Here is a 14,587-nt window from a genome sequence, read left to right on the forward strand (position 1 = left end):
ACAAGGGGCGATTGAAACCAAAGAATACATCTTTGACAAAATTCCGCCACTCCATCCACTGGATAGAGTTTGGTTTATTTACTTATAACAACTCCAATCATAATATGATAAATCACACAGGGTGTCAACTTGAAATTTAAGGATTTAGCTGGAACAATCGATAGACAATAACAGCTGCCTGAGCACGAGTTGTCTTGGCTTTAGGTGCAAAGTTATCTTTGCCTACACCTTGAATAATCTTTGCTCCGCTCATGAATTGTACAGCCTCACGAGCGTAGGATGAAACGTCAGCGGCATCATTGAAACTCACTGGCTGGTCCACTCCCACGACCGTAAGTTTGGCGAGTTGTGCTGCACGATAAGCCATCAACGCCATTTCCTCACGGCTAATTGTTTCATTAGCACCGAAGGTTCCATCAGATCTGCCCTGAATAATTCCTAGCTTCTGAGCAGCAGCAACGGAGCTGTAGTACCAAGCATCCAGCGAAATATCCTTAAATGTACTTGCCGCACTACCTTCCTCCAGCTCTAGTGCAAGCATCAGCATCTTCAGGAACTGCGCCCGAGTTACATTCAGCTGTGGCCCGAAGTTATGATCTCCGGTGCCATTCAGAATATCTCTGGCGGCAAGGGCTTGAATGCTATTTTGTGCCCACCCTAGTCCAGCGATATCCTTAAAGGAATTTTCCGCATATCCTACTGCGAATCTGCTGGAATTGTCTGGTCTGAAGATGATCTTGCCAGTTGTCGGATTAAACTGGGAGTTTCTAACCACCTCTACAGTCCCGTCTTCACGGATTTGGTAGGCTACTATTTGTTCTACACCTGAAGTTGTCTTTGGTTTGTAATCCCGTTCAACCTTCAGTCCACGCCCAAAGCTGTCAAACTGTTTGCCATCAACAAAGAACTTAAACTCATAAATATCCCCGACATCCGTCTGAAGCGACAGTGTCTTCGCGTCAACTTTGCCAACTACAAGCTTAACGCTTGCGGCGTCAGATCCTGCCATCGCAAGAAGCAGGTCAGCATTTATTCGGAACGTAGACAATCCCATGTCTATTTCCAAAAGTTGAATTGCTTTTGCTCCCGCTCCAGCCAACTCACGAGCTGGCAAGGTCAGTTCAACCACCGAGCTGGCAGAGGATGGCTTCACTGTGATTCTCAATACTCCATTCTGCATTGAGCCAATTGCTTGTTGCAGAATCGTCGAGGATACCTCTGCAATAGCTTTACCATTCACATCCGCTGTCACGGAAAGAGTAACTCCATCTGCGTTCACAGTTGGTTCCGGTTGTTTCACTGGTTTGACTGTCGTTGAAGATGAAGTACCGCCCGATTCTGAAACCTGCGATTCTGCCTTAATCTCAATGGACATCGTACCTACAACACCGGAGTCATCTTTAGCTGTCGCTCTCACCGTTACTTTGCCTGCTGCAATTGCAGTGAGCAAGCCGGTATCCGTAATAGTTGCTCGCTCAGTAGCTGATCCATCCTCATTCACTACTGACCAGGTCACTGCTGGATCGGATGCATGGTCCGGCAGGATTACAGCTGCCATTTGCAGGGTTTGCCCTGACTTGATTTCGCTCACATTATCTTTGGAGGAGACTTTTATCTCCATGACGGATATAGGAATGACATGAACAACCGATTGTGCCTCATGCAGGATGTCAAAATCAACATCTGTGTTGGATCCTCGGAAAGAAATAAATCCAAGCGGCACGGCGATTTCACGGTTTGTCTTCTTCGCTTTGAAGATGATTTCTAAGAATTCCGCATCATCGGTCAGGATATTTCCTGCCTCCGTTCCAGCTACACTAACTGTTATTAGACCTGGACTGTCCTCATTAATATGAGTGATGCTGAATCCGTCTGGCAAGGTCTGAGCGGATATGAATTCCACACCAGATACGTCATATGCCATGGTAAAGTCTACAGCATACACTTCCTTGTAGACGGAGGTAGTAACATTTGTAAGCCCTACACGGTAAGTGAAATCCTGTCCTGCCACCACTGTGACCGGTCCGTTCAGCGTTGCAGCGGGCAGATTACGGGCAATCTCATCTTGTCCGCTGATATTAATCTCTAGGCTTCCGGATACTCCACTTCCATCTAGAGCTCGCGCAGTTACTTGTACGCTACCGTTCTTTCTAGCTGTCAGCAAGCCCTTCTCATTAATAACCGCTTTATCCGTAGAGGTTATCCCATCTGCTTCAGTTACCGTCCAGATAACTTTAGGATTCGTCGCATTCTCTGGAAGCACAGAGGCTTGCAGCTGCAAGGCACCGCCCTTCGACTCAATGCTGCTAATTCCATCTTTACCCGTTACAGTAATTGAAGAGACATGTACCGCAGGTATCTGCTCTTGACCCACTAAGATCTTGGATTGCTGTGGATTCCAGCCATCACTTCCACCAAGCACAGCTTCAATCGTATAGGCAGCTGCCTCTTCTGCTGTTATTTGTTTGGACCAGCTGTAACGTGAAGCTGCATTAGCCCCCTCTCCGTAACTTAAAAACTCAGAGAACCGTGCAGTTTTGGAACGACCTTCATACCATTCATGCCAGCCAGTAGCACGAATATGAGCTCCCATCTCCGTGTTAATGAAGGTAGAGCTGCCATATTCTCTCCATGGCCGGCCCAAATCAACGGTTCCAGCAGCAACGCCCTCACTGGCAGTTAGTCGATTATTGATGAACACATAACCAGGCTTACCCGTTGCCGTGGAAGGCGCAGTAACATAGCCAGCACCCGCACTTTGAATCACATTATTCTCGAATACAGCAGCGGAATTACCAAAGATAAAGTCCACTGTACCTTCAATATGGCTGTCGACGAAATAAGCTCTTCCCTTGTCTGCGAACAGGGTATCCTGATATCCAAGAAGTTTAACATTTCTGTACACTCCCCGGTCTCCTTCAGCATATAAAGCGACTGCCTGACCGGCATCCCGCCCAGCACTGTTCTCAACCGTCATGTTCTCCAGTGTGAAATCAGTTGCCGCAACCTTTAATGTATAGCTGCCGCTGGTGCCCATTTCTTTACCATCTGAGCCAATGGTTTTCGCGGAGTCACCGTTAATAAGTACGGTACCTTCCCGGCTCTCACCGATGATACTAATATTCATCTTACTAGAAGGTACAAGCACCTTCTCCTTATACGTGCCGTTCTTCACTTTAATAATCGTGGTTAGGGCACTATTATCAGGTGCTGCTTGAATAGCGTCATTAATCGTTTTATAATCTCCTGTCCCATTCTGAGCAACAATAATGACAGGAGCTGGAATTCCCTTGACCACCTCGGATGGAAGACTGGCACCCTTATCACCGATGGCGATTACCGCATATTGATAGGCAGTCCCGTTGCTCAAGCCTTTATCGGTATAATCTGTTGCTTCGATGCCGTCGGCCACGACCGCATAACTGCCACCGCTCTCCGAGCGTAGAATTTGATAGCTGCTAGCTCCATCAGCTACATTCCAAGTCAGATGGATATCCGTGTTGCCAGGCTCAACGCTAACTCCTTGTGGAGCCTGCGGCTGGCCGGAATTCTTGTATGGAACCGCTGGGGTAGCAGCTGAATCTAGACTACTACGGGTACCGCTTATTGCTTTGACTTTGTAATAATACGGTGTTCCGTTTACGAGCCCAGCATCAGTAAAGCTTGTGTCTGATAAATCAGACCCGAGCACTTCATAAGGACCATTCGCCGATGAGGCACGTTTGACAATGTACTGGCTCGCCTCCTCAATCGCTGGCCAGCTTAGTTTCATTACACTGTCACCAGCTTCCGTGGAAACGACAGGTGTTCCCAAAGGAGATTGCGGAGTAGCTTCAACAGGCGCTGATTCTTTTCCCTCCCCGGCCACATTTGTTGCAGCTACGACGTAACGGTAGGTTTGCCCGTTGGCCAAACCTCCGACGCGGTAAGTTGTGCCGGTGATTTCTTTTGCCACGAGTTCATAGCTACCTGAAGTCTCATTCCACTTCTTGATGCTGTAGCTGGCTGCATTCTCCACAGCTTTCCAACTGAGATCCAGTTGTGCATTCCGACTTACAGCCGCAAACGATTCTGGCGCAGGCAATTTCACCGCCAAAGCGGATGGGGTAATACTAATTTCATTGGAATTTGCCGATTCACCAGTGGGCGCCGTCGCCGAGATAACATAATAATAGGTAGTTTCGTTGGTAACTTCATTATCAATATATGATGTCTCTGTAATAGCATTGGCAATAGTCTCATAAGGCCCCCCGCTCTTAAGACTTCTCTTAACATTGTAGGAAGTTGCGCCTTCAAGAGCAGGCCATGATAGCTGGGCTGCTTGGTTTCCTGGAAGCCCAGTCAGTCCAAGCGGTGTTTCAATGGGCTCAACATAGATCTTTAAATTGTCTAAGTAATAATTTCCTGAGCCGCCGCCCGGTGTCTTGGATAAGATACGCCCAATGCCGTAGCTGGCGAAATTCGTGGTTGTGAACGGAAAAGAGCCAGCAGGCTGATCATCGATATATACATCCACTTTATCGTTGTTCACATCCACCTTTAGCTTCAGGTTGTACCATTGTTTTAGGGAATAAGAGCTCATCAGTTGATGATACTGGCTGCTCCCCCTGCTCATGGTTAGCGTATATTTACCTGTAGCTTCAGGAAGCGTTGGCTTTCTGCTCTCAATGGAGAATGCCGTTTTGCTTCCATCTGTACTCTGGGCCTGCAGGAACACCGAGGTTCCCGATTCTGTCGCAAACATAAAGTCAGTGTCAATAACCAGTGCACCTGTAATTGGCGCAAATTTACGGATAAACTGCACGCTGCCGTTCGCACCATCGAACACATTCAACACTTGATCTGACGTATTCCCTTTACTGTCAGACGGTGTGGGAGATACAATAACCTTTTGAATTTCAGTCTGTGGATTTGGAGTTACATCATAATACTCTGGTGTCACACCTACGGCAACCTGCTCGAAGTCTTCATCCACATAATAGACATTACCTGCTTCACCTTCAGCTGTAGCGCTGGCCTCATCGGAATCAAAGCTTTCACCAAGCTCATTCACCGCGCTGACCACGTAATAATAAGTTTTTCCGGAGCTGAGTCCGGAATCAGTATACAAGCTATCTTTAATTTCAGTATTAATCGTTTTGTAGGGACCGCCGGAAACCTCGCTACGTTTAACACTATACGACTTGGCAGAAGCAACGTCCTCCCAATTCAACTTCACTTTCTCTTCACCGGCTGTGGCTGTAAGTCCACGGGGTGCGGCAGGAAACTGATCACTAAGCGGTTTCAGCTCCACCTCACTGAAGACAGACGCATTATAACGATTAACCTCGTTATCTACCTTAGCAGCATCGGCTGCAAGACCAAAATAAACCGTATCATTCAGGTCAAGCTTCACCGTGCCTACCTTGCTCCATGTTACTTTATCCGGCGATACCAGACCTGTCACTTCGTTACCAAGACGAACCAGCTTCACCCAATAAGGTGTATTGATGAAACTGTCCGGTTCTGTTTTTACCACCTTGGCTCCTGTGGTGGAGCGGGTAATCATAACTCCCTTCTTGCCATATTTGACATAAGGGATTGCCAGCATCGTCATTTTAGAATTGTCATTGAGATTATCACGAATCATGACACCTGCTTTGGCATAATCATCAGTTCCCGTTACGGAGTCGATTCTAGCAATAATTTCACCATTGCCTGTCAGGGTTTGATAAGCAAACTGAAAGTTATCAACAGCAGTTTCGCTCTCCGATGTAGCTCCGATAAGTCCAGCCGATTTGAGCGTAATTTTCCCGCTATCTGGATGAAGTGTAGTCACTCCCGCTATCCCTGGACCACCAACATCCACTGAAGTCCACGGAAGAACGGATCCAGAGGTGTTGACATGTATAGCTACGTTATCGGATTGTGTCTTGAGCCCTTTATTGTCTATAGCCTGAACAACAAGATAATAGGTACCATCCTGCACATTGTTCCAATTGAAACTATAAGGTGCTGTGGTAGCTTCGTCTTGCTTCACACCATTAACGATAAATTCCACCTTAGCAATACCATCGCTATCACTGGCAGAAGCTGTAACATTCACCTCGCTGCCTGACTCTATGATTTGGTTATTCACAGGATAATTGATAGCGGTTACAGGATTGTCCGTATGCTCATACCCTGATTTCCCTAACACAATGAGATCATTCAGATACACTTCTAAATTTGTATATCCCTCCGAAGATAACGTCGACTTCTTGCCATCCTCAGGATCGGTAGGATCTAGTCCATTAGCAATCTCCCAGCTATCATCCATACCGTCATGATCCATGTCGATTACATTGGAAGCTGTCTCTGTATAGTCTGGGTAACCGCCTATTTCAATAGGTGAATTAATATGCTGTCCAGTGCGATTCTTCACATCATTAATGACACGTGCATCGTAAGCATCACGTCTTGGCAAAGTGGCACCAGCATCAGCCATTACATTTGCGTAGGCTTCCTCCGCCGACACTGCCGTATATGAGTTAGGCATCTTTGCCGGCTCCGCAAGCCTAGAGATATTCGAATACTTTTGCACACCCTTCCAGTTGTCTTCGGTAACCTTCGGATTACCATCCATGATGTTCCCATCTATAAACAACCGGGTTTCTGGAGACACTTCCCCAAACAATTGATTTTTTACACTGGTGTAGGTGTTTGGACCATTTTTATAATAATTGTTAGTGATATTATATCGATAATCTTCTGCTCCCCCACCATAGGTCGAAGCGAATCCCCAGTTATAGATAACGTTATTAGACATTTCCGTCAGATCCACCAATTTGGTCACCGTCGGCAAACGGGGGTTGCGGCTGGTGCTATGAGCAATCAGATTGTGAAGGAAACTGGCATTTTTCCCACCCCAGATTCCTCCGTAGCCGTGACGTCCCTTCTGGTGAGTCGTCATCAGCATACTTTCAGCGGATATCGACCATTGTACGGTAGTATTCTCGTTGTCATACAGACTGACCACTTCATCCACCGACCAGCTGAATGAGCTATGATCGATAATGAGATCCTTATGGTACCTTGATCCAAAAGCATCATCTTCACTAGCTACCCGGTCGCCTAACCGGAAACGCATATAGCGCATAATAATATTGTCAGCTTCAACAGAGGTTGTGTAGTCGGCAATTGTAATTCCGTCACCTGGAGCCGTTTGCCCGGCAATCGTCAGATTTGAGCCGGTAATCTTGAGGGATTCCTTCAGATGGATGGTTCCCCCCACTCGAAAAACAATGGTTCGATTACTTTGACTTACCGCATCGCGGAAGGAGCCGGGGATCGGAGTTTCCTTGATACCATAATCAGCCAACGTCGTCACTTCATACACAGGTTGAGCTCTTCCGCCGGTTACATATTTGCCGCCGCCTTCCGCACCCGGAAAGGCAGGAAGCGCTTCCAAAGAAGCGGCCTCGACACCACCAAATGGCATACATGTTGCAAGAAGACTCGCGACCAGCGCCCCAGATAACCATTTTTTCTTCATACAAGACCTCCTAATATCTATTGGAATAAGAAGGGGGCCCTGTCCTCAGAGCAACCCCTTCCTTAGTAAAGCCGTGTGTATTATTCCTTGCCCTGATAACGGAAATATGCGAAATCAGCACTGCTGCCACCGAACTGCTGCATATCATGCGCCGCAATGCCAACAAAGTTCCCAGTGAAGCCTCCCGATAAAAAGCTGATATTCTGCGGATCGCCAAGTGGCTTCCACTCCGTATCGTCACCCTTAAGATAAACAAATTGCCCAGTCACTTCCTGCACCTCAACCGCGATCCGCAGTGTCTCCCCTGCATTTAGTTCAATCATTACAGGCTCCGCAGTGAATTCATCCCGCTGACAGCGCATTAACCGCAGCACCTTGCCACGTCCTTCTTCATGGCTGATATACGCATAAAGATAGTTATCTTCATTCAGGTATAACAGTAGTCCTGCCATCTGCAGATAAGTATTCGGTTCATATTCAAGCGCTGTTTCGGCGCGGAAGCTTATATCCGTCTGGCGAATAGCCAGAATATGATGCTCAAACAGACTCTGCACGGATTCCCCGGCCCTGATTCTTAACCAGCCCGGTCTTTCAGCAAGGGAACACCAGCTTTCATTCCTAGGAATCCGCAGTGTATTCCAGTTCTTTTTCAATTCCGGGCCGTTAAAATCATCCTCGAATTCAAGCGTCCGCACTTGTTTCAGGACCTTCGTTCCTTTAGGTGCTGGTACCTTGAGCTGTGGCGCATTTCCGCCTGAGGTTAGTCTTAACCAGCCCTCCTCATTCCAGTGCACCTGCTGAACGGCAGTCTCTCTCCCCAGTATGGCGTATTCGCCTTCCAGGGGTCGGGTACACAAATGGGCCATATACCATTCACCTTCTGGTGTCTCTACCAGACTTCCATGGCCGGCACATTGAAGCGGCAGCTCGGGATTATCCCGTGAGGTCAACATCGGATTGAGCGGATCCACCTCATACGGACCCAGCAGCGCCTTGGAGCGCGCTACGGTTACGGCATGCCCCGATCCAGTGCCGCCTTCTGCCGTAATTAAGTAGTAATAACCTCCCCGCTTGTAAATATGCGGCGCTTCCGTCTTCTTCAGCGGCGTGCAATCAAAGATTTTCACAGGTTCACCTATTAATTGGCATTGCTCTGGATCGTACTCCTGAATTACAATTCCGCAGGACTTGTTGCCTTCCGTAATCCGGTAATCCCACAGCTCATTCAGCAGCCATTTGCGCCCATCCTCATCATGGTACAGAGATGGATCAAACCCGCTGCTATTCAGGTATACCGGGTCAGACCAAGGTCCCTCAATATCCCCCGCAGTAATCAGATAGTTATGACAATCTTTAAAAGGCCTTTTAGTGCTCTTAACATCGGTATAAATCAGATAAAACAAACCGTCATAATAGCTAAGCTGTGGAGCCCAGATACTGCAATTTTTCGGATTCCCCCGCAGATCCACCTGATGAGTCAGAATATCTGTGCAATGCTCCCAGTCTACTAAGTCCGCTGATTGATACACCCTTACACCGGGCAGCCATTCAAAAGAAGAAACAGCAATATAATACATCTCCCCCGCTCTTACAATACAAGGGTCAGGATTGAAGCCTTTTAATATGGGATTGTGAATAATTCCAGTCTGAATATTATCTGTAATCATCTTCATACTCCTTCCTATTTCCATACATCCGCACCCTTCACCCTAAGCAAATCTGCAGTCTATCCTGTTCAATTATCAGTCTGTCTGCTCACTTAGATCTTCCTGTGACGGGATAACGGTCACCTGCTGTACTAATTCTTCCACTTTACGGGTGTTTCTCGATTGGCAACCGGTGATATCTACCGTTTCTCCATTTTCAATATAAAAAGCCGGTCCCTCATGATTCTCGATCGTCACTTGGCGGAAGCGGATATCTCTTACGTTGCCAAGATAGAACCCACGGTTGTTCATATCCTGGATTCCTGACATCATGGCTGGACGACCAGGGATTGCATTCTCTGCCATGGAAATATCAATATCGGAAAAGGTAATTTCTGAAATGTATTGCTCCGCAAGGCCGTAAAGAAAACCTGCAGCAGCGTGAACATTCCGAGCAGTAATATTAGCAAAATGAATCCGTCGGAAGCAGGGGGTCTCCTCCGTCACCGGATAAGGATTCTTGTCCCATACGTATTTGTCCTTACCACGTGGTCCGCAGAAATAATAAAGATTAAGAATAAACGGACAGATCACGTCCTCCATCACGATATTACTGACACGAATATCTTCGACAACACCTCCGCGCCCGCGTCTGGACTTCAGCCGAATTCCGCGGTCTGTCTGCTTGAACACGCAATTGCTGATCACGATATTACGGATATCTCCGCTCATTTCGCTTCCCAGCACCACACCGCCGTGACCATGAATCATCGTGCAGTTAGTTATCGTGATATTCTCACACGCAACCCGCTCCTTCGTATCCTCCGTCCCTGCTTTAATGGCGATGCAGTCATCACCCACATCGATATTGCAGTTGCTGATGCGGACATTCACACAGGATTCTGGGTCAATGCCGTCTGTATTAGGCGAATCCGCCGGATTATAGATCGACAGATTATCAATCGTAACATCCTGGCAACAAATAGGATTCACAGTCCAGCTTGGGGAGTTTACGAGTGTCAGATCTCTGAGCGTAACTCTACGGCAGTTGTCGAAGCTGATAAGCTTCGGGCGGGGATACAGCAGTGAATCAGGAGAATTCCGATGTTTATCCCACCAAGGTGCGCCCCTTCCATCCAGCTTGCCTGCACCTGTAACCGATACATTCTCTAGATTTATTCCAAAAATACATGAAGCATGGACGTTCTGTTTCACGCCCTCCCAGCGGGAACTCACCACCGGATAATCGTTAGGATCAGAGCTGAAGCTAAGCTCAGCTCCAGGACTAAGCTGTAGCTCAATATTGCTTTTCATGAAGATAGCGCCTGTCTGATAGTGCCCGGAAGGAACATAAACTGTTCCTCCCCCTGCCTCGCTTGCCGCATGAATGGCACGGGCTATCGCTTCCGTTGAAGGCTCTGCACTATTAGGATGTGCTCCGTAGTCATTTATATTGTAGATAGACATGCGCTTCACTCGCTCCCTTTCGTCACGGCAGGACGCTGCAAATATTCATATTCTCCGCAAGCCAGGAGGAATGCGCCAAGCCCCTTCTGATCATTGGTAACAATCGGTTCACTGATATAATAGGTGTAAGTACCATCTCTCCGGTCTTCACCACCGAGTCCAGCGACCTGGCAGTTTTTATTCAGGTTAACCCAGCCATTTTTGGTTTCCAGCACAAATTCAGTAATAAGGCCTTGATAAGCACGGTCAAGTGTCTCGAACCAACTAGCATCCAGTACACCAATCCGAATGCCCTTAGCCATTGCATAGGTGATCATACTTGAGGCAGAAGCCTCCAAATAATTGCCTTTACGGCCGCCCATGTTTACAACCTGATACCAGACTCCGGCATCAGCATCCTGAACCTGACGAAGCGCTGTCAGCGTATCTGTCAGAATACGTGCCAAGATCTCGTAATCCGCGTGTTCCTTAGGGAGCATGCCGAGTACATCCACTAGCGCCATCACATACCAGCCCAGCGAACGCCCCCAAAAGTTCGGAGACAACCCCGTTTCAGGATCGCACCACGGCTGTACCCGCTTTTCATCCCATGCGTGAAACAGGAGACCCGTCTCAGTATCCTTGGTATGACGCTCGCACAGAATAAATTGCCGGGTCACATCGTCCAGACCCTTGCCGCCTTCATACTCAAGTAAATACTCCAGATAGAAAGGAGAGCCCATATACAAGCCATCCAGCCAAATCTGATAAGGATATACATTCTTATGCCAAAACGCACCTTCCGAGGTTCGAGGATGCGTTGTTATCTGCTTTCTTAATAAATCTGCTGCCATTTTATATTTCGCTAACCCAGTTTCTTTATGGAGCACAAACAGGATCTTCCCGTTATTTAAGTGATCAATATTATGTTCGCTCAGGCGATACCCCTTCACAGAGCCGTCTTCCTCAATAAAATAATCCATATTATCTTTGATGAATTGATAATATTTAACCTGCCCGGTCTGTCTCCACAGCAGCTCAAAACCCTTCAAGATGACTCCATAATCATAAGACCATTTTCCATGATATCCGTTATCCTCATATAATCTTGGCGTTCGCTCCATAATCGAATCTGCAATTCGAACACCCCAGCCCATACTCCTAAGTGCATTGTTGTCTTTCATTTTTTCCTCCTGTTTGAATAGATATGGTCCTAAACGCAGCCTCCCCATTTAGGACCCATCTACTATTTTCTTAGAATATAGTCTGTAGTACTTCTTAAGGATTTACAGCTTTATAAGCAGCTTCATATTCAGTAATGATTTTGCTGCCGCCGGATTTCTTCCACTTTTCAACCTCAGCTTTAAATCCGTTCAAATCAATTTTGCCAAGAATATATTTATAAGTGGCATCTGTCATAATCTTCTGCAATTCAGATCCTTGAGTAGAATAGGTCTCAGATTCCAGAGAGTAAGCAGGATTCAGTACAGCATATTTAGCATTCTCAACGATCAGCTTATCAGCTTCAACTTTGAGTGGATCAGCATCATGGATAATGAACCCATTCTCTAATGGACGAGATGCCGAAAATGGCTGAACTTCTTGCTTCCAGAGATCCGTATCCTTAATCGTAACCGCTTGTTCTCCATCAATTGTGTAGTGAACATCCTTAATACCGTAGGTCATCAAGCCATAGACATCTTCATTCATAAGATCATTAACAAATTTCAAGATCCGTCTTAACTCATTTTCATCCTTAACTTCGGATTTCGGGAAAGACAGCAGTCCCCCAATTCCGTTATTACCAGCCCAGATGGCACGATCTGCTTCATTGCCAGTGGAAGTGATATCGTTAACCATAACCAAATCCATGCCATCCTGTATGCCCTTAGACAGATTTAGCAGGTTCTTGCTGTCAAACAAGGCACCCACATAAATTCCAGCCTTTCCTTGCGCAAAATTCTGCTGCTGATCTGTTTTAGCCGTCACAGCAAAATCCTGATTGATATACCCACCATCATAAAGAGTCTTCATATAATCCATGGTTTTAACATAAGCCTCTGTATCGAACTCAGGTGTCATTTTACCCGCATCGTCAACGCTCCAATAGTTCGGTGTTCCAAAGTATGAGCCCAACGTCTTAAATGCTCCATATACAAGATCGCTGCGGTCCATGAAGCCTGTGGTATCCTTCTTGCCATTACCATCAGGGTCTTTTTCGGTAAACGCTTTCGCAACTTCCATCAACTCATCTGTTGTTTTTGGAACCTGCAGTCCAAGCTTATCCAGCCAATCTTTACGGATAACAACGCCGTTTCTAGCCAAGGACTTCTGGAAAGGAACCCCGTACAGCTTACCTGCAATCGATGCCGATGTACGTGTATCCTGTGAAATTTTAGCCAAATTCGGGAACTCATCAAGATAAGGACTTACTTCCCAGAACATACCGGCCTTCAGTGCATTACGTACAGAAGAGTTATCAAGAATAGTCAGGGTAACGATGTCCGCTAGGGAATTCGATGCTAATGAAGTATTAATACGTTCTTCTTTGGAAGGATCCGGAATCCATGAGAATTCAATCTCTGTATTCGTTAATTCTTCAATTTTTTCCAGAATAGGACCCGTTGGTGTTGTAGACGTTTGTAAAATGTTCAGCCAGCTAATCTTTGCTTTAGCATCTAGCACATCTGCAGGTGCAGCAGTTGTTTTAGCCGTTGAATTCGTTCCCCCATTTGAAGAATTTGACTCCTTCGCGTTATTGCCTCCTCCGCATGCAGTGAGTACTAACCCGCTACACAACATTAAGGCTGCAATTTTTTTGTAATTGCGATTCATCAACATTACCCCTTTTACTAATGTATTTGTTGTTGTATCTTCCACCTCTGCCCTTAAGGCAGAGGTAAGAATTCAGCATACTGTGAAGCCTAGTAAACACCATCTTCGCCGATTTTTTTGGCTAACTTGTTCGACAGCATAACGAGAATCAAGCCAACCACACCCTTGAACAGACCTACTGTGGTACTGAAACTCAATTGTCCGTTCTTTAAACCAGCTGTATAGATATAGGTATCGAAAATTTCTCCAACTTCGCGGTTCAAGGAATTGATCAGCAAGTACATATGCTCAAAGCCCAGATCCAGCGTGTGGCCAATCTTCAGAATAAGCAAGGTAATAATGATTGGACGAATCGCCGGCAGGGTGATATGCCATGTTTTGCGCAATCTTGCCGCTCCATCCATCTCAGCTGCTTCATATAACTGCGTATCCACTACGGTAATGGCTGCCAAATAAATAATGGTTGACCAACCAATTTCTTTCCAAATGATCTGTCCGATATACACGGTACGCAACCACTCGGGAGAAGTCAAAAAGCTGATCTTCTGCATCCCAAAGGCCGCCAACATCTCATTCAGCACCCCTCCATCCACATTCATAAATACATAGGAAATGGAGACGATGATAACCCATGACATGAAATGGGGGATATAAATAATCGTTTGAATGGTGCTCTTAAATAACTTGTGCTGAACTTCATTAAGCATCAGCGCCACTATAATAGGTAGCGGGAAGAAAATAACAATGTTTAATGCAAACAAGATAAGTGTATTACTCAATAGCATAAAGAAGGTAGGTTCTGTAAACAATCGGACGAAATGCTTAAACCCTACCCACGGGCTATCCGCTATGCCCAGAAACGGCTGATAGTCCTGAAATGCAATGATAAGACCGCCCATAGGCAGGTACTTAAAAATAACAAAATACAAAAATCCCGGGAGTATCATTAGATACAATAACTTGTTTCTTTTTAAACTCAGCCAGCTAGGCCCCGTTCGCTTTTTTCTTACTGGATTAACTTTCGTGTTCAGCATGGTGACGTTTGCCTCTTTCACCTGATCGGCCTCCTTGATCGCGTTTCTTTACGATTCCCAGATTACGATCATTCGTCCATTACGTATATAATCATCAGATACTGATACTCCAA

General features: G+C 46.3%; 6 protein-coding genes. All 6 read right to left on the bottom strand.

Going from position 1 to position 14,587, the window contains the following annotated elements:
• Positions 1–136: 136 nt before the first annotated feature.
• Positions 137–7,513: a pectinesterase family protein gene (locus MKX34_RS27705; RefSeq protein ID WP_076296427.1), complete on the bottom strand. Its 7,377-nt coding sequence runs from the start codon at positions 7,511–7,513 to the stop codon at positions 137–139.
• An 80-nt stretch (positions 7,514–7,593) separates the two neighbouring features.
• A complete protein-coding gene (locus MKX34_RS27710; RefSeq protein ID WP_036685415.1) occupies positions 7,594–9,180 on the bottom strand; it encodes a glycoside hydrolase family 43 protein in 1,587 nt (528 codons plus the stop codon).
• A gap of 75 nt (positions 9,181–9,255) precedes the next feature.
• The gene (locus MKX34_RS27715) at positions 9,256–10,626 is read right to left on the bottom strand and encodes a glycoside hydrolase family 28 protein (RefSeq protein ID WP_076098811.1); all 1,371 of its coding nucleotides are present in this window, start codon (positions 10,624–10,626) and stop codon (positions 9,256–9,258) included.
• A gap of 5 nt (positions 10,627–10,631) precedes the next feature.
• Positions 10,632–11,789, bottom strand: coding sequence for a glycoside hydrolase family 88 protein (locus MKX34_RS27720; RefSeq protein WP_076098812.1), 1,158 nt, complete (start codon positions 11,787–11,789; stop codon positions 10,632–10,634).
• Positions 11,790–11,883: 94 nt separating this feature from the next.
• The gene (locus MKX34_RS27725; RefSeq protein ID WP_038573245.1) at positions 11,884–13,440 is read right to left on the bottom strand and encodes an extracellular solute-binding protein; all 1,557 of its coding nucleotides are present in this window, start codon (positions 13,438–13,440) and stop codon (positions 11,884–11,886) included.
• An 89-nt stretch (positions 13,441–13,529) separates the two neighbouring features.
• The gene (locus MKX34_RS27730; protein WP_038573247.1) at positions 13,530–14,495 is read right to left on the bottom strand and encodes an ABC transporter permease subunit; all 966 of its coding nucleotides are present in this window, start codon (positions 14,493–14,495) and stop codon (positions 13,530–13,532) included.
• Positions 14,496–14,587: the final 92 nt, after the last annotated feature.

Source organism: Paenibacillus sp. FSL R5-0636, from assembly GCF_037974255.1.
GTDB classification, from domain to species: Bacteria; Bacillota; Bacilli; order Paenibacillales; family Paenibacillaceae; genus Paenibacillus_AQ; species Paenibacillus_AQ odorifer.

Excerpts from the sequence above, each read along its gene's own strand:
- MKX34_RS27705 (WP_076296427.1), bottom strand. The coding sequence starts at position 7,513 with ATGAAGAAAAAATGGTTATCTGGGGCGCTGGTCGCGAGTCTTCTTGCA.
- MKX34_RS27710 (WP_036685415.1), bottom strand. The coding sequence starts at position 9,180 with ATGATTACAGATAATATTCAGACTGGAATTATTCACAATCCCATATTA.
- MKX34_RS27715 (WP_076098811.1), bottom strand. The coding sequence starts at position 10,626 with ATGTCTATCTACAATATAAATGACTACGGAGCACATCCTAATAGTGCA.
- MKX34_RS27720 (WP_076098812.1), bottom strand. The coding sequence starts at position 11,789 with ATGAAAGACAACAATGCACTTAGGAGTATGGGCTGGGGTGTTCGAATT.
- MKX34_RS27725 (WP_038573245.1), bottom strand. The coding sequence starts at position 13,440 with ATGAATCGCAATTACAAAAAAATTGCAGCCTTAATGTTGTGTAGCGGG.